Here is a 16,401-nt window from a genome sequence, read left to right as displayed (position 1 = left end):
GTCCGTCGGCGTGACCGCGAACCTCGCCCTCAAACCGGTAAACGCCCGCCTCGCCGAGGAATTGGCGGTGGCAGAACGACAGGTCGCCGCGGCTGTCGCGTTGCTCGACGAGGGGGCGACGGTGCCGTTCATCGCCCGCTACCGCAAGGAGGTCACCGGCAGCCTGGATGACGGGCAGCTCCGAACCCTTGAGGAGCGACTGCGTTACCTGCGTGAACTCGACGACCGCCGGGCCGCCGTGCTGGCCTCGATCGAGGAGCAGGGCAAGCTCACCGATGAGCTCAGCACCGCGCTGCTGGCCGCTGACACCAAGGCGCGGGTCGAGGACATCTACCTGCCGTACAAGCCGAAGCGCCGCACCAAGGCGCAGCTCGCCCGCGAGGCCGGTCTGGAACCGCTGGCCGACCGATTGCTGGCCGACCCGATGCTGGACCCGCAACAGCTCGCCGGGGAATTCACCGGCGAGGATGTTGCCGACGCCGCGGCGGCGCTGGAGGGCGCGCGTGCCATCCTGGTCGAGCGCGCCGCCGAGGATGCCGAACTGGTGGGGGCCGTGCGGGAGAAGTTCTGGTCCTGCGGGTCGCTGCGCACCGCGCCTCGGTCAGAACAGGCTGCGAAAAGCGCTGCCGCACAGAAATTCCGGGACTATTTCGAGTTCAGTGAGGCGTTGGAGACGATGCCGTCGCACCGGGTGCTGGCGGTACTGCGCGGCGAGAAGGAGCAGGCCCTGGCGCTGACCTTTGGCGGCGGCGACGCCCAGCCCTACCAGGCGATGGTGGCCGAGTCGCTCGGGGTGGACATGGCCGCGCCCGGCCAGGCGACGCCCTGGCTGGCCGAGACGGTGCGGTGGGCGTGGGAGACCAGGCTGGCGTTCTCGGCCGCCGTCGACGCCCGGATGCGGCTGAAGCAACGCGCCGAATCCGATGCGGTGGCAGTGTTCGCCACCAACCTCAAGGACCTGCTGCTGGCCGCCCCGGCCGGCAATCGCACCACCCTCGGGCTGGACCCGGGGTTTCGTACCGGCGTCAAGGTGGCCGTGGTGGACGGTACCGGCAAGGTGCTCGACACCTGCGCAATCTTCCCGCACCAGCCGCAACGGCGATGGGACGAGGCCAAGGCGATGCTGGCTGCGCTGATCGCCCGCCACGGCGTGGAGCTGATCGCCGTCGGCAACGGCACCGCCTCGCGGGAGACCGACGCCCTGGCCGGTGAGCTGATCGCCGACCTCAAGTCCGCCGGCGCCGCCGCGCCGGTCAAGGCGATGGTCAGCGAGGCCGGCGCGTCGGTCTACTCGGCGTCGGCCTACGCCGCACACGAACTACCCGACCTCGACGTCACGCTGCGCGGGGCGGTGTCGATCGCGCGGCGGCTGCAGGACCCGCTGGCCGAGCTGGTCAAGATCGAACCGAAGTCCATCGGCGTCGGCCAGTACCAGCACGACGTTTCGCCGGGCAACCTGGCGCGCAGCCTCGACGCGGTGGTCGAAGACGCCGTGAACGCCGTCGGCGTCGACCTCAACACCGCGTCGGCACCCCTGCTGGCAAAAGTTTCGGGCGTCTCGGAATCACTGGCCGAAGCCATCGTGGCGCACCGCGAACAGGCCGGGCCGTTCCGGAGTCGGGCCGCGCTGCGCGACGTGCCGCGGTTGGGGCCCAAGGCATTCGAGCAGTGCGCCGGGTTCCTGCGCATCCGCGATGGCGACGACCCGCTGGACTGCTCCGGGGTGCATCCGGAGGCATACCCGGTGGTCCGCCGGATCCTGGACCGCGCCGGCGTCGCACTGGCCGAGATCATCGGCGACGAACGACTGCTGCGGTCGTTGCGGCCCGCCGATTTCGCCGACGACCGCTTCGGGGTTCCCACGGTGACCGACATCCTCACCGAGTTGGAGAAGCCGGGCCGTGACCCGCGGCCGGTGTTCGCCACGGCGACGTTCGCCGCGGGGGTGGAGAAGGTCGCCGACCTCAAAGTGGGCATGGTTCTGGAAGGGGTGGTGACCAACGTCGCCGCCTTCGGCGCCTTCGTCGACGTCGGAGTCCACCAGGACGGCCTGGTGCACGTCTCGGCGATGGCGGACCGTTTCGTCTCCGACCCGCACGAGGTGGTCCGTTCCGGCCAGGTGGTGAAGGTCAAGGTCGTCAGCGTCGACGTCGACCGCCAGCGGATCGGACTCAGTCTGCGACTGCGCGACAAGCCGGAGCGCGGCTCGGCCGCCAAACCGGCTGCGGGCCGCGACACCGGCAAGCAGAATCGGGGGCGGCGACCCGGTCACGGTGCCGGGCGCCGGGACGCGGCCCCGGCCGGCGGGTCGATGGCCCAGGCGCTGCGGGACGCCGGATTCGGAAAGTGAGGGGCCGGCATGGGCATGCTAGACAGCGCGCAGGCCGACGCTGCCCATCGGTTCGCTGACATCGTCGGCGCGGCCGGCCTGCTCACCGGTGAGCAGATCGGCCCGGACTACACCCACGATGAGGCACTGGTCGGGGCGCCGGTGACACCGCGCTACGTCGCCCGCCCACAGACCGCCGAACAGGTCGCAGCGCTGCTGGCCGCCGCGACCGACGCCAGAATCCCGGTGACCGCCCGCGGGTCGGGCACCGGGTTGTCGGCCGGCGCGCGACCGTGCGCCGACGGCCTGCTGATCTCCTTCGAGAAGATGGCGACGGTCCTTGAGATCGACACCGACAACCAGGTCGCCGTGGTGCAGCCCGGGGTCACGCTGGCCGACCTCGACACCGCAACCGCCGCGACGGGGTTGATGTACACCGTCTTCCCGGGGGAGCTGTCGGCCAGTGTCGGCGGCAACGTCGGCACCAACGCCGGCGGCATGCGCGCGGTGAAATACGGGGTGACCCGCCACAACGTGCTCGGATTACAGGCGGCGCTGCCGACCGGCGAGCTCATCCGCACCGGCGGCCGGATCACCAAACTGTCCACCGGATACGACCTGACCCAGCTGATCATCGGCTCGGAGGGAACCTGCGCGCTGGCCACCGAGATCACGGTGCGGCTCTACCCGCGGCTGGCCCACTCGGCGACATTGCTGGCGCCGTTCGCCGATCTGCCCGCGGTGATGCGCGCCGTGCCGACGGTGGTGCGCAGCGGCGTGGACCCGGTGATCCTGGAATACGTCGACAAACTCACCCTGGCGGCGATCAGCTACGCACAGCACCTCAACCTGGGTATCCCCGACGAGGTCCGTGACAGCGCCGAAGCGCACCTGGTGATCGGGCTGGAGAACCGCGACCATGCCCGCCTCGACGACGACGTGGCGATGTTGGGCGAACTGCTGGGCTCATTGGGTGCAGTCGATGTCTACGTACTGGAAGGAAACTCGGCGCACGCGCTGATCGAGGCGCGCGAGAAGGCGTTCTGGACGGCCAAGGCCGCCGGTGCCCACGATGTCATCGACGTGGTGGTTCCGCGTGCGGTGATGCACGAGTTCTTCACCCGGGCTCAGCAATCCGCGCAAGCGGCCGGCGCGGGCGTGGTCGGATGCGGGCACGCCGGAGACGGCAACGTGCACCTGGCGGTGTTCTGCGCCGACGACGAGGTCCGGCACCGACTGCTGCACGACATCTTCGCGGCGGCGATGGGGTTGGGCGGTGCGATCTCCGGCGAGCACGGCCTCGGCCGGGCCAAGACGCAACACTTCCTGGAGTTAGAGGACCCGGTCAAGATCGCGCTGATGCGCCGGATCAAGGACGCCTTCGACCCCGCCGGGATCCTCAACCCCGGCGTGCTTCTATAGGACAACCGCTGCGACCGGAAACGTCGCGACGCCCGGACGGCGTGTCGCGTCGGAGGATTCCGGCTCGGCGGGACGAAGAAAGGCAACCTCATGACCAACGGAGCACAGGCCCTGATCACTACCCTGGTCGACAGTGGCGTGCAGGTCTGCTTCGCCAACCCCGGCACGTCCGAGATGCATTTCGTGGCCGCGCTGGATTCGGTGCCGCAGATGCGGGGGGTGTTGTGCCTGTTCGAAGGAGTGGTGACCGGCGCGGCCGACGGCTATGCCCGCATCGCCGGGAAGCCGGCGGCCACCCTGCTGCACTTGGGGCCCGGGCTCAGTAACGGCCTGGCCAACCTGCACAACGCCCGCCGGGCGCATGTGCCGGTGGTCAACGTCATCGGTGACCACGCCACCTACCACAAGAAGTACGACGCACCACTGGAATCCGACATCGAGCCGCTGACGGACTGGACCCACGGCTGGGTGCGCCGCACCGGCGCGGGGACCGAGATCGGCCGGGATGCGGCCGAAGCGGTGGCCGCCTCGATGGCCAGTCCGGCGCAGGTGGCCAGCCTGATCCTGCCCGCCGACATCTCCTGGGACGACGGGGCGCAGGCGGCCGGTCCGGTCGAGGCGGTCGCGGCGGCCGCCCCCGACGCGCATGCCGTCGCCGAGATCGCCGACGTGCTGCGCAGCGGCGAGCCGGTGGCGCTGCTGATCGGTGGCCCGGCGGCCGCCGATGTGGCAGCACTGCAGGCCACCGACCGGATCGCCGCGGCGACCGGAGCCCGCGCGCTGGTCGAGACCTTCCCGGCCCGCTTGGCGCGTGGCGCCGGGGTGCCGGCCATCGACCGGCTCGGTTACCTGGCCGAGCAGGCCGCGTTCCAGCTCGACGGGATCAAGCACCTGGTGGTCGCCGGCACCAGGGCCCCGGTGTCGTTCTTCGCCTACCCGGGCAAGCCCAGTGACCTGGTGCCCGAAGGCTGTGCGGTGCACCAGTTGGCGGGCCTGGAGACGGATGTGGCCGCTGCGCTGACGCAGCTGGCCGAGGCGGTGGCGCCGGGCGTGCAGCCGCGGCCCGCACCCGCCGCCGCCCCGCAACTGCCGGCGGGGGAGCTGACCCCGCAGAACTGGGTGCAGGTGATCGGGGCGCTGCTGCCCGAGAACGCGATCATCTCCGATGAGTCCAACACCTCGGGCCTGATGTTGCCGGCGGCCACCGCCGGCGCGGCGCGCCACGATGTGCTCACCCTCACCGGCGGTGCGATCGGACAGGGACTGCCGGTCGCACTGGGCGCTGCCGTCGCCGCACCGGACCGCCCGGTGATCGCGCTGCAGGCCGACGGCAGCGCGGCCTACACCATCTCGGCGTTGTGGTCGATGGCGCGGGAGAACGCCGATGTGACCACGGTGCTGGTCAACAACAGCTCCTACGCGATCCTGCGCATGGAACTGGCCCGCGTGGGTGCCGAAGGTGAAGGTGGGCGTTACGGGCCCAAAGCGGAAGCGCTGCTGGATCTTTCGCGGCCCAACATGGACTTCGCCAAGATCGCCGAAGGTTTCGGGGTGCCGGCGAGCGTGGCGACCACCTGTGAGGAACTCGCCGACCAGTTCCGGCGGGCGCTGGCCGAGCCGGGGCCGCACCTTATCGATGCGCGGATGCCGAGCGTGTTCTGAGCGAGCCCTGCTAACCGCTCGTCAGGCGATTCACGGCGAAGGCGGCGCCCTCGTCGGCCTTGCCGTCCTGCACGTACATCAGGTGCGGCACCACGCTGCCGTTGTCTTCGCAGTAGATGTCACCCGCCAGGCAGAAGGTGATGGTCTTCGGCTGGTACGACGCGGCGAGGACCGGCAGCGGGCCGCCCCACAACGAGGTGGAGTACGGGCTCGATGGGGGACCGAAGAGGACCACTGCGGCCACCCGCTGGGCGACCCCCGGCGGCAGCGAATTGCTGGACATCTCGATGACGCTGGCGCCCTGGGAGTAACCGCCCAGCACGAGTTTGGTGTTCGGGCAGTTGTCGGCGGTGGCCTGGATGCGTGCGGTGGCGTCGCTCTCACCGAGCAGCGCGCTGTTGCGGTAGTCGGTGCTCGCCGGGTAGTCGACCGGGTAGATCCGTACGTCGCGACCGGGCAGCTTTTCGGTGAGCGAAGCGACGAACGCCTCGCCGACGTCACCGAGCCCGACGGGCTGTCCGGAACCGCGCGCGAACACCACCTCGGTGTCCGGGCAGGGCTCGGCGGCGGCGGCCGGAACGCCCGTCGGCGAGCCCAGCAGGGTTCCCATCAGCATCACCGCGGCAGTGACGGTGCGAACAGCGTTACGCAAGGTCATGTTCAAATGCTGACATGTCGCGGTCGCCCGACCGGCCCGCGGGGTCGACCTTCGGTGCCGTGCCGGCCCGGTCAGGTCATCGCCCGCGCCTTGGCAACCGCGGCCGTCTGGGGGCCACCAGCAAACAGCACTGCCGGCGCCACGCTGCGACGACAGTGATTACAGCCGGTTTGCCGCGTAGGCCGCACCCTCGTCGGCGATCCCGTCGTAGGCGCCGGGGGCGTGCGCCGCGAAATTCATTCCCTCGGAGCAGACCGGGTCTTCCGGCGCGCACAGCTGAAGGGTCTTGGCCAGGTAGGCCGGACCGATGACCAGGGGCGGTTGGCCCAGGAAGTTCATCGCCCGCTCGTTCGGGGTACCGAACAACACGACGGCGGCGACGTGATCGGCCACCTCGGGGGCCATCGGCCGTGGTATATCCACTCCTTCCACGCCGTCCGGGATGGCGTTGGCGGTGGAGAAACCCATCACCGCGGCGCCCTGCGAGAAGCCACCGAGCACCATCTTGGTCTTGGGGCAATTCGCGGCGGTGGCCTGGATGTGCGCGGTGGCGTCCCGGATGCCCTGGATACCGGTCGGCCAGTCGTTGGTGGCCGGGTAGTCGACGGCGTAGACCGCCATGGAGCGCTCGCCGAGTCGGTGCTGCAGCGCATCGACGAACGCTTGCCCGGTCTCACCGACGCCGATCGCTTCATCGGTGCCTCTAGCAAACAATACTTGGACGTCCGGGCAGGGTTCGGCATAGGCGGGGGGAGGGGTGACAGCGGTGCTCTGCAGCAGCCAGGCCAGTGCCGGCACAACACCGAGGGAGCGAAGAATCCGACGTGTGTTCACCCGTTCATGGTGGCATAACTCGTGCCGCGACGTAAGCAAGCTGGCCTGGGAATTAACGTAATACCGGAGGCGGTTACCGGCGCGTCGCGGCCTGACTCGCATGCCCTGTCCAGGATTTGGTTTATGACCGGACCACGCGCACGTGAGCGGCCGGTTACCACGGCATGTCGGCCCGGTGTCGGTGCAGTGGCCACCGCACCGTGTTGCCGGAGCAAACTCGGCACCGGACGCCGCCGCGCGGTGCCGCCAGCCTGCCCCCGACACGGTGTCATCGACTGCCGGAAGCCGGGGGCCGCAGGTGTTCGGGTGTTGCGAGCGGTTCGGCGCACCAATGGGGCTGCAATGCGGAGGAAATTGGAGACGCATCGATAAAATCGCATGGATCCGGTGCGTTCCGATCGCCGGTGGACACTGCGGATGGGACAGCATGGCGCATGACACAGGCCCCGCGATGGGCATGTCTGTCGGGGCGACCACTCTGGCGGCGGTCACCGCCGATCGCGCGATCACCCGCAGGCCGGTGCTCACGCTGTTCCGGGACCGGCCGTCCCAGATCGGCATGCCGTCGGAGAATTCCGCCGTCAACGTCGACCTGGTCGAACGCGGGTTGGTGGTGACCGATTTCGTCGATCGCGTCGGCGGCCGGGAGCCGGTGGTGGCGGGCGACGGATCCACGCACCGCGCCGAGCAACTGCTCGGCGACGGGCTGCACGCGCTGGCCTATGCCGCGACCGAGGGACGCCCGATACCGCCGGCGGTTGCGGTCAGCCATCCGGCCCACTGGTCGCGGGAAGCCATCGGCGCGCTGCGCACCGCCTTGGGGCGGGTGTCGGAATGGGCGCAGCATCCGGTGACGCTGATCTCGGACACCGCTGCGGTGTTGACGGCCCTGCGGGCCAATCCGGGCCTGCCCGACCACGGCATCATCGCGGTATGTGACTTCGGCGGCAGCGGTAGCAATATCACCCTCGTCGACGCCCGACGCGATTACGAACCCATCGGCGCCACCCGCCGGATCACGACGTTCTCCGGTGATGTGATCGATCAGGCGTTGCTCGATCACGTGGTGGCCGATCTGGGCGGCAACAGTGACGGGCCCCCGACCGTCGGGTCGTTGACCAGATTGCGCAGCCAGTGCCGTGACGCCAAGGAGCACCTGTCGACGGAGACGGTCGCCGAGCTTGCCGGATTCCACGGCGGCGTATGGCTGACCCGCGCAGAGCTCGATGAGGCGATGCGTCAACCACTCGACGGCTTCTTCGCCGCATTACAAGAAACCTTGGACGACAACGAGATCGCTCCCGGCGAGCTGTCGGCGATCGTGTCGGTCGGCGGTGGGGCCAATATGCCGACGGTCACCAACGGCCTGTCGCAACGCTTCGGTGCCGCCGTCATCAGCTCGCCCCGGCCACAGTTGACAGCGGCCATCGGCGCGGCGCTCAGCGTTGCCGGCAACGTGGTGGCCACGCCGAGAAAGGCTGCGCCGCCGGCCGAGCCGCCACCGCTGCCCGAAACCGCGCCGGTCGAACCGCCGCCACCACCGCCGCCGGTGGCGGACAACCCGCCCGACGCGGCGTTCAAACCCCTGATCACGCCGCCGCCGGCGGCCCGCCCTACGCCCGTACCGCAGCCTGTCGCACCCGAGCCGGTGGAGATCGGCGACCGGGGCGGGGTGCCGTGGTACCGGCGACCGGCCCCGGTGGTGATCCTGGCCGCGCTGGTCGCGATGTTGTTGGGCACCGTGGCGGTGCTGGTGTTGCGGCAGGCCGCCGATGAGGGACCCGGTTCCGGGGTGCTGACGACGGTGTCCACGACCCCTCCCACGACCACCGTCGAACTGCCGCCGGCGTACGTGCCGCACCCCCAGCCGGCCCCGCCGGCCTTCCCGCAGCTTCCCGAGGCGCCGGCCATGCCGCCGGGCCCGGAACCCGCCGAGGCCCCGGCCGTCCCGTAGCGTTACGCCGCCCTTTTGGACAGCACCACCAGCGCCAGCGGGATCTGCACCTGTTGCGGGCTGCTTGCCAACTCGGCGGCGACACCGTCCTGCAGGCGCTGCACGAAGTCGGCCGCCCGCGGGTCGCCGGCCCCGCCGGCCAGTGCGGCGGCCAGCGCCGGAAAGATCGCGGTGCTGGTGAACGCGGCCCACCGGGCCCCCAGCGCACGCGCGTCGGCGTCGAGCAGGTAGCGCTCCCAGAACCGGTCCTCGGCGTCGAATACCTCGAGTCGATCGATTGTCAGTGCTTCGAACCGCCCGGCCGGGGCGAACGGCGCGCGAAGCTCCTTCTCACTGCGGCCGAGCACCGGGATGGTCATCCGAGTGACCTCGTCGCGGCTCAGCAAGCCGTCGCGAACCAGTTCGTGGAGCGCCGCGACGATGGCGTCCAGCACGGGCTGGTAACCGGTCCGGCCCTGCGCGTCGACGGCCGCGGTCAACACCAGCAGTTTGCCGCCCGGGGCCAGTTCCCGGCCGCGGAAGGCCAGGAAGTCGTGCCAGTCCTGAGCGGCCCGGCGGGTGTACTCCTGCCGGGCGTCGGCGTCGTCGCTGTGGTCGACATGGACGTGGTCATCGAATTCGGGCAGTTCTCCGGCGGGTCGGCGCAGCCACATCGTCGCCCACGAAGTCCAGCCCAGGTTGACGCTCTGCGATGGCAGGATCTGGGCGTAGAACGACCGGCCTATCGCCGAGGGGAAGCTGGCCGCGTCCTTGCGGGTGTAACTGTCCGGATCGTTGGCAAGCGTGCTGAACAGCGCGGTGAAGTCGTTGTCGGGCAGGTCGGTGTGTGCCACCAGCACGGCGTGGTCGGGCCGGGTGCGCCGCCGGAACACCGCGATGGCGGCGCCGATCGGCAGCAGTGAGTTGTAGCCGGTCGCCGCGCCGTAGTCGGCGACCACGATCGGCCGCGGGGCGCGCGGTAGCGGGACCGTGGCCGCCAGCCGTTCGAACACGGCGGTGGCATGGGCCAGGCCGGCTGCCTGCAATCGTCTCGAGGGGGTGCCGGCAGCCGCCGGGCGTACGACGATGCTCGACTCCCGCATCTGCACCTCCCACCGTTGCGGGCATTCGCAAACACCACCTTCGACGGTAGCGGGTGTGCCGCTGCCGGTGATCACCGTGGGACACTGCCCAGGTGAGCGGCGCGCAGGCGACCCGACGGGTTTTGGTCGTGGTCTCGGCGGTCCTGATGGCCATCGGCGCCATCGGGTTTGTGGTTGCGCTGATGCTCAACGTTTTCGTGCTGGATCGCTACAACGCCTACGGCGAGGTGCCGATCCCGGGGGCGGGAACCGTCCACCTTCCGGCAGGCGAGGTGACGGTGAGCCTGCACACCCGGGTCATCTCCAGCCCCAGCGGCGGCGGCCTGCCGGTGCCGCCGTTGAGCCTGGGCGTGGTGGCACCGGCCGGGGCGGCCGATCCGGAGTTCACCGAGAGCGTCGGGATCACGACGACGGTCAACAACGACTCCCGGCGGCGGTTGTGGCGGGCGCAGGTGGCGGCGGCCGGCGACTACCAGATCACCACGGACGGCGACGTCAGCGGCTTCATCGCCCCGCGGCTGGCCTTCGGCAGGTCCGGTGCCCACGGTTCGCTTCCGTGGGTGTTCGCGGCGGTGTTCGGGCTGGGCACGGTGGGTCTGATCGGAGCAAGATTCTGGCGGGTCCGCGACCGCAGCCGGCCGACGGTGGGCGCGGCGCTGGTCCCCGACGGCGAGGGCATCCGTATCGAACAGCTCAAAACGATTACGGCACTGCGTGATTGTGGCGCGTTGACGGCGGCCGAGTTCGAGGCCGAGAAGCGGCGTATCCTCGACGAACGCTGATGCTGCCGCTTCCTCTTCACCGCTCGTTCCTCGCGGTGCATCGTCAGTGGCTGGGTTGGTTGGGCCGCTTCCTCTTCACCGCTCGTTCCTCGCGGTGCATCGTCAGTGGCCGCGGGCCACCCATTCGTCGTAGTTGACCAGTTCGTCGCCGATGCGGGTGTTGTCGCCGTGGCCGGTGTAGACGACGGTGTCGGCCGGCAGACTGCCGAGCCGCTCGGAGATCGACGCCAGGATCGTCGGAAAGTCCGAGAACGAGCGTCCCGTTGCCCCCGGACCGCCGCAGAACAGCGTGTCGCCGCTGAACACCGCGCCCAGTTCCGGCGCGTACCAGCACACCGATCCCGGCGAGTGGCCCGGGGTGTGCAGGGCTCGGAGCTCGGTGCCGGCGACCCGCAGCGTCTGGTCGTCCGACAGCGGCCGAAAGTCCTTGTCCGGATGGGTCATCCGCCACAGCATCTCGTCGGAGGGGTGCAGCAGCACCGGGGCGTCGAATGTTTCACCGAGTTCCGGCGCCACGGTGATGTGGTCGTTGTGGCCGTGCGTGCACACCACCGCGACCACTTTGCGGCCACCGACGCCTTCGATGATCGGCGCGGCGGTGTGGGCGGCGTCGAAGACCACCACCTCCGAGTCGTCACCGACGATCCAGATGTTGTTGTCGACGTCCCAACTGCCACCGTCGAGTTCGAAGGTGCCACTGGTGACGACGCGCTGGATGGCGGGGCCGCTCACAACATCACCACCGAACGCAGCACCTTACCGTCGTGCATCTTGTCGAAGGCCTCCTCGATGTCGTCGAGTCCGATGCGTTCGGAGACGAACTTCTCCAGCGGCAGCCGGCCCTGCAGATACAGGCTGATCAGCGTGGGGAAGTCGCGTTCGGGCAGGCAGTCGCCGTACCAGGACGACTTCAGCGACCCACCGCGGGAGAAGAAGTCGACCAGCGGCATGTCCAGCCGCATGTCGGGGGTCGGAACCCCTACCAGCACAACGGTTCCGGCCAGGTCACGGGCGTAGAACGCCTGCTTCCAGGTCTCCGGCCGCCCGACGGCGTCGATCACCACGTCGGCGCCGAAGCCGTCGGTGAGCTCCTGGATGATCTCCACCGGGTCCTGGCTGCGAGCGTTGACGGTGTCGGTCGCGCCGAACTCGCGGGCCCAGGCCAGTTTGGTGTCATCGGTGTCGACGGCGATGATGCGGCGCGCACCCACCAGCGCGGCACCGGCGATCGCGGCGTCGCCCACGCCGCCGCAGCCGATCACCGCCACGGTGTCGTCGCGGGTGACGCCGCCGGTGTTGATCGCCGCGCCCACACCGGCCATCACCCCGCAGCCCAACAGCCCGGCCACCGCGGGGTCGGCGGCCGGGTCGACCAAGGTGGCCTGGCCCTCGTGGACCAGTGTCTTGTCGGCGAACGCCCCGATGCCCAGCGCCGGGGTGAGCTCGGTGCCGTCGGCCAACGTCATCGGCTTCGAGGCATTGAAGGTGTCGAAGCACAAGTGTGGGCGACCGCGCTTGCAGGCCCGGCACCGTCCGCACACCGCACGCCAGTTCAGGATCACGAAATCGCCGGGCGCCACGGCGGTCACCGCCGACCCCACCGCCTCGACGGTGCCGGCGGCCTCGTGGCCCAGCAGGAACGGGTAGCTGTCGTTGATGCCGCCGTCCCGGTAGGTCAGGTCGGTGTGGCACACCCCGCAGGCGGTGATGGCGACGACGACGTCGTTGGCGCCGGGGTCGGGGATGACGATGTCGGTCACTTCGACCGGTTTGCCCTTTTCGCGGGAGATCACGCCGCGCACTGTCTGACTCATGATGCCAACCTTATGTTGCGGTTGGCGCGCCCGCCGCCGGCACCGTGGCCTGCGCGGTGACGGCCGGGGTGCGGGTGTCGGCGCGCAGGAAGCTTCCGGTGCGCTGCGTGCCGAGCACGCCGGTGGGTTGCCCGTCGAGGACCACCGCGCGGCCCGAGATGAACACGGCGGTGACCGCCTCGTCGTTGCGGTTGACCATGCGCGACATACCGCCATAGGCGGCGAAGGTCTCCTCGACGTAGGCATCCAGCGTGTCGTCGAGGTGGGCGGGGTCGACCACCACGACGTCGGCGCGATCACCCACCCGCAGGTGGCCGGCGTCGATGCGGTACCAGTCGGCCAGTTCACCGGTCAGCCGGTGCACCGCCTGCTCGATCGACAGGAACGGCTGCCCGGCCTGCTGGGCATCGAGGACGTGGCGCAGCAACCGCAGACCCATGTTGTAGAACGCCATGTTGCGCAGGTGCGCGCCGGCGTCGGAGAAGCCCATCTGGACGCCCGGCTCGCGGGCGATCTTGCGGAGCATGTCGGGCCGGTGGTTGGAGATGGTGGTGTGCCAGCGCAGCGCGGTTCCGTGTTCCAGCACCAGGTCGAGGAAGGCGTCGACGGGATGCACCCCGCCGCGGTCCACCCCGACCTGACCGAAGGACTTCCCGATCACCGACGCGTCGGGGCACTCGACGATCTCGGCGTCGAAGAAATCGCGATGCCAGACCCGGGGGCCGTACTTGTTCTGGTAGTCCTTGCGGAAGCGCCGCCGGTAGCCCTCGTCGCGCATCAGCTCGTCGCGTTCGACCGACTCGCGCAGGTGCAGCGCTTCGGCGCCGGAGCCGAACTCCTCGAAGATCACCAGATCGATGCCGTCGGCGTAGACCTCGAACGGCACCGGCAGGTGCTGCCAGCGGAAGTCGGCGCCCAGCTTGTTGAGCATGCGCGAGGCCTTGATCATCGCCGGAACCGCAAGCGGGTTGCTCTTGACGTCGGCGGCTGCCAGCAGGCTGGTCTTGAGTGGCCGGCGGAAAATCCCCAGTGCCTGCGCCAGTTGCGACACCACGTCCAGCGGGTTCTTGACGTCCGGGCCGGCCTGCAGAATTCGTCCGCTGCGGCGCAGCTTGGACTTCAGCCGGCGCAGTTCCTTCGGCTTGGCATACGTCGACGGCAGGGTGCGCGACCGACAGACATCCCCGTCCATCTTGTCGAAAAGCAGCTGCTGGGACGACATCCCAACGAACCCGGCCTGCAGTGCCTCGTCGAGCATCTGCTCCATGCGGGCCTGCTCGGCCGCGGTGGGCCGAACGTCGGCGCGGGTGGCACGGTCCAACCCCATTGTCGCCGCGCGCATATCGGAATGGCCGATGAATGCCGTCACGTTCGGCCCGAGCGGCAGCCGCTCCAGGCCGGCGATGTAGTCCGCACAACTCGACCAGTCCTTGTGCTTGTCGATGGTGTCGACGACGTACTGGCGCGGGATCGCCTCCACCCGGCCGAACAGGTCGCCGGCGTCCTGGCCGTCGACGTGGATCGTTGACAACGAACACGATCCGACCAGCACCGTGGTGACACCGTGCCGTACCGACTCCGACAGCGACGGGGCGACCAGCACCTCGACGTCGTAGTGGGTGTGGATGTCGAGCAGTCCTGGCAGCACCCATTTGCCGGCGGCGTCGATCACCTGGCCGCAGCCCGCTTCGTCGAGCGGTTCGGCCGAGATCGCGGCGACATGACCGTCGCGGATACCGATGTTGCGGATCGCCGACGGCGCGCCGGTGCCGTCGAACCACCGGCCGCCACGAATTACGGTGTCAAAGCTCACGGGACGTTCCTTCCGATCGATGCCTGATCCAGCATGGCCTGCCCCGCGGGCGAAGTCTTGACATCTGCGGACATTTCTTTGATATTTGCGGACATGTCGGTGGTGCGCGGCACCGCGTTGTCCGGTTACCCGGAGTTGGTCGCCGAACTCGGCGGCGATCCGGCGGCGTTACTGGCAGCGGCCGGGGTGCCGTCCGGGGCGGCCGGGACACACGAGGTGTTCGTGCCGTACCGCGCGGTGATCCTCGCCGTCGAGAATGCAGCGAATGCAGTCGATTGCCCGGATTTTGGGCGACGGCTGGCCCTGCGCCAGGACATCGACATCTTCGGGCCGCTGGGCGTGGCGGCGCGCACCGCGGCCACCGTCGGCGGCGGCTTCTCGATCGTGGAGCGGTTCATGTCCGCCTACAGCCCGGCGATCTCGGCTCGCATCACCCCGGGGGCGAAGAGCAGCGAGTCGTTCTATGCCTTCGACGTCCTGCTCGAGCGCTCACCGCCGCACCCGCAGACCACCGAGCTGTCGCTCGGGGTGTCGCTGGGCATCATGCGGATGATGTTCGACAGCCCGTATGCGCCGCTGTCGGTGCACCTTCCGCATGAACCGTTGACCCCGGTGCGTGACTACCTGGCTTACTTCGGCTGCCGCCCCTACTTCGCGCAACCGGTCGCGGGGTTCACCTTCCGCACCGCCGACCTGAACCGCCCGCTGCACCGCGACGACCAGGCGCACCAGGCCATGGTGCATTACCTGCGCGCCATGACCGACGAGTCACCCGGCATCGCCGCGTCGGTGCGCGTCATGGCCCGCCAGCTGTTGCCCACCGGGACGGTGAGCCTGGAGCTGATCGCCGACGAGCTCGGCCTGCACCCCAAGGCGCTGCACCGGCGGCTGGCCGCCGAGCAGACCACGTTCGCCGCCCTGGTCGACGGTGTCCGCCGAGACGCCGCAGACCGGTATCTGCGCGAGACGGACATCAGCCTGTCGCACCTGGCCCGCGAACTCGGGTACGCCGAGCAGAGCGTGCTCAGCCGGTCCTGCCGTCGCTGGTTCGGGTGCACCGCGAGCAGTTACCGCAAGGCGGTTCGAGGCTAGGCTGGCGGCCGATGCCTGCAGCCCTCGATGCCCTCGGTGATTGGCCCGTCGACAACGTCGCGGCCGTGGTCATTGGCCCGCAGGGTGTGCTGGCCGACCACGGAGATACCACGCGGCCGTTCTATCTGGCGTCGGTGACCAAGCCCTTGGTGGCACGCGCGGTGCAGGTTGCGGTCGAGGAGGGCGCCGTGGAGTTGGACACTCCGGCCGGGCCGCCCGGCGCCACGGTGCGGCATCTGCTTGCGCACGCCTCTGGGCTCTCGTTGGACTCCGACCGGGTGCTGGCCAAGCCGGGCACCCGGCGGGTGTACTCCAATCACGGCTTTGCGGTGCTGGCCGAGGCGGTGCAGCAGGCGTCCGGGATCGAATTCGGCCGGTATTTGACCGAGGCGGTGTTCGAACCGCTGGGCATGGCGGCCAGCCGGCTGGACGGCGGCGCCGCGGCGGCCGGATTCGGGGTCACCTCGACGGTGGCCGACCTGGCTGCCTTCGCCGGCGAGTTGCTGGCACCGCTGACGGTGTCGCCGCAGTTGCACGCTGAGGCCATCACCGTGCAGTTCCCCGGACTGGACGGCGTGCTGCCCGGCTACGGGCAGCAGCGGCCGAACGACTGGGGGCTCGGCTTCGAGATCCGCGACGGCAAGTCGCCGCACTGGACCGGCTCGGCCAACTCGGCGCGCACCTACGGTCATTTCGGCCAGTCAGGCACGCTGATCTGGGCTGATCCGGTGATTGAGCGGGTGTTGGTGGTGCTCACCGACCGCAACTTTGGCGACTGGGCGATGCCGCTGTGGCCGGCGCTGGCCGACGCGGTCGTGTCGGAGTACGGCGGGGACTAGCCAACAGGCGTCTCACGAGGCACAATAGACACATACGACTCTAAATAAACAGCAGCATCAGCACCGTTCCACACGGTTCCGCCAGGTCGTTGGGGAAGACGTCCCTCGTGGATCCGAAGG

General features: G+C 69.6%; 13 protein-coding genes. 7 read left to right on the top strand and 6 right to left on the bottom strand.

Annotation, left to right across the window (positions count from 1 at the left end):
* The first annotated feature begins 10 nt into the window (after positions 1-10).
* The 3 genes from ACAG20_RS01245 to ACAG20_RS01235 all read left to right on the top strand — a co-directional run bounded on the left by ACAG20_RS01245 (position 11) and on the right by ACAG20_RS01235 (position 5,413).
* The gene (locus tag ACAG20_RS01245) at positions 11-2,350 is read left to right on the top strand and encodes a Tex family protein (RefSeq protein ID WP_370491234.1); all 2,340 of its coding nucleotides are present in this window, start codon (positions 11-13) and stop codon (positions 2,348-2,350) included.
* A gap of 9 nt (positions 2,351-2,359) precedes the next feature.
* Positions 2,360-3,751: an FAD-binding oxidoreductase gene (locus ACAG20_RS01240; RefSeq protein WP_112687586.1), complete on the top strand. Its 1,392-nt coding sequence runs from the start codon at positions 2,360-2,362 to the stop codon at positions 3,749-3,751.
* A gap of 90 nt (positions 3,752-3,841) precedes the next feature.
* Positions 3,842-5,413: an acetolactate synthase large subunit gene (locus ACAG20_RS01235; RefSeq protein WP_370491233.1), complete on the top strand. Its 1,572-nt coding sequence runs from the start codon at positions 3,842-3,844 to the stop codon at positions 5,411-5,413.
* Positions 5,414-5,423: 10 nt separating this feature from the next.
* Here ACAG20_RS01235 and ACAG20_RS01230 read toward each other — a convergent pair whose 3' ends face one another.
* Both ACAG20_RS01230 and ACAG20_RS01225 read right to left on the bottom strand, forming a co-directional pair.
* Complete coding sequence (locus ACAG20_RS01230; protein ID WP_370491232.1) at positions 5,424-6,071, bottom strand: cutinase family protein; 648 nt, start codon at positions 6,069-6,071, stop codon at positions 5,424-5,426.
* Positions 6,072-6,230: 159 nt separating this feature from the next.
* On the bottom strand, positions 6,231-6,905 hold the full coding sequence (locus tag ACAG20_RS01225) for a cutinase family protein (RefSeq protein ID WP_165825124.1): 675 nt from the start codon (positions 6,903-6,905) through the stop codon (positions 6,231-6,233).
* A gap of 427 nt (positions 6,906-7,332) precedes the next feature.
* Here ACAG20_RS01225 and ACAG20_RS01220 point away from each other — a divergent pair, with 427 nt between their 5' ends.
* Positions 7,333-8,859 (top strand): Hsp70 family protein, encoded by a 1,527-nt coding sequence (locus tag ACAG20_RS01220; protein ID WP_370491231.1) that lies wholly within the window; start codon positions 7,333-7,335, stop codon positions 8,857-8,859.
* 2 nt (positions 8,860-8,861) lie between these two features.
* Here ACAG20_RS01220 and ACAG20_RS01215 read toward each other — a convergent pair whose 3' ends face one another.
* The gene (locus tag ACAG20_RS01215; protein WP_370491230.1) at positions 8,862-9,941 is read right to left on the bottom strand and encodes an SAM-dependent methyltransferase; all 1,080 of its coding nucleotides are present in this window, start codon (positions 9,939-9,941) and stop codon (positions 8,862-8,864) included.
* A 146-nt stretch (positions 9,942-10,087) separates the two neighbouring features.
* Between ACAG20_RS01215 and ACAG20_RS01210 the strand changes: the two genes are divergently transcribed.
* On the top strand, positions 10,088-10,723 hold the full coding sequence (locus tag ACAG20_RS01210) for an SHOCT domain-containing protein (protein ID WP_370491410.1): 636 nt from the start codon (positions 10,088-10,090) through the stop codon (positions 10,721-10,723).
* A 102-nt stretch (positions 10,724-10,825) separates the two neighbouring features.
* On the opposite strand, the gene ACAG20_RS01205 is transcribed toward ACAG20_RS01210, so the two are convergent.
* From ACAG20_RS01205 to ACAG20_RS01195, 3 genes are read right to left on the bottom strand one after another with little or no spacing between them, the layout of a single operon-like run.
* Positions 10,826-11,455 (bottom strand): MBL fold metallo-hydrolase, encoded by a 630-nt coding sequence (locus ACAG20_RS01205; RefSeq protein WP_370491229.1) that lies wholly within the window; start codon positions 11,453-11,455, stop codon positions 10,826-10,828.
* Entirely contained in the window at positions 11,452-12,537 is a 1,086-nt protein-coding gene (locus tag ACAG20_RS01200; protein WP_370491228.1) for an S-(hydroxymethyl)mycothiol dehydrogenase, read from the bottom strand. Before ACAG20_RS01200 ends, ACAG20_RS01205 begins: the two co-directional genes overlap by 4 nt.
* A 10-nt stretch (positions 12,538-12,547) precedes the next feature.
* Complete coding sequence (locus ACAG20_RS01195) at positions 12,548-14,350, bottom strand: amidohydrolase family protein (protein WP_370491227.1); 1,803 nt, start codon at positions 14,348-14,350, stop codon at positions 12,548-12,550.
* A 93-nt stretch (positions 14,351-14,443) separates the two neighbouring features.
* On the opposite strand from ACAG20_RS01195, the gene ACAG20_RS01190 reads away from it, so the two are divergent.
* Positions 14,444-15,442 carry an AraC family transcriptional regulator gene (locus ACAG20_RS01190; RefSeq protein WP_370491226.1) on the top strand — a complete coding sequence of 333 codons (999 nt, stop codon included), beginning with the start codon at positions 14,444-14,446 and terminating at the stop codon, positions 15,440-15,442.
* An 11-nt stretch (positions 15,443-15,453) separates the two neighbouring features.
* A complete protein-coding gene (locus ACAG20_RS01185) occupies positions 15,454-16,281 on the top strand; it encodes a serine hydrolase domain-containing protein (RefSeq protein WP_370491225.1) in 828 nt (275 codons plus the stop codon).
* Positions 16,282-16,401 lie beyond the last annotated feature (120 nt).

Origin of the sequence: Mycobacterium sp. pW045 (assembly GCF_041287085.1) — a bacterium.
Classification (GTDB): domain Bacteria; phylum Actinomycetota; class Actinomycetes; order Mycobacteriales; family Mycobacteriaceae; genus Mycobacterium; species Mycobacterium algericum_A.
The sequence above is the reverse complement of the archived record's forward strand: the minus strand, read 5'-3'. Positions and strand labels throughout refer to the sequence as shown.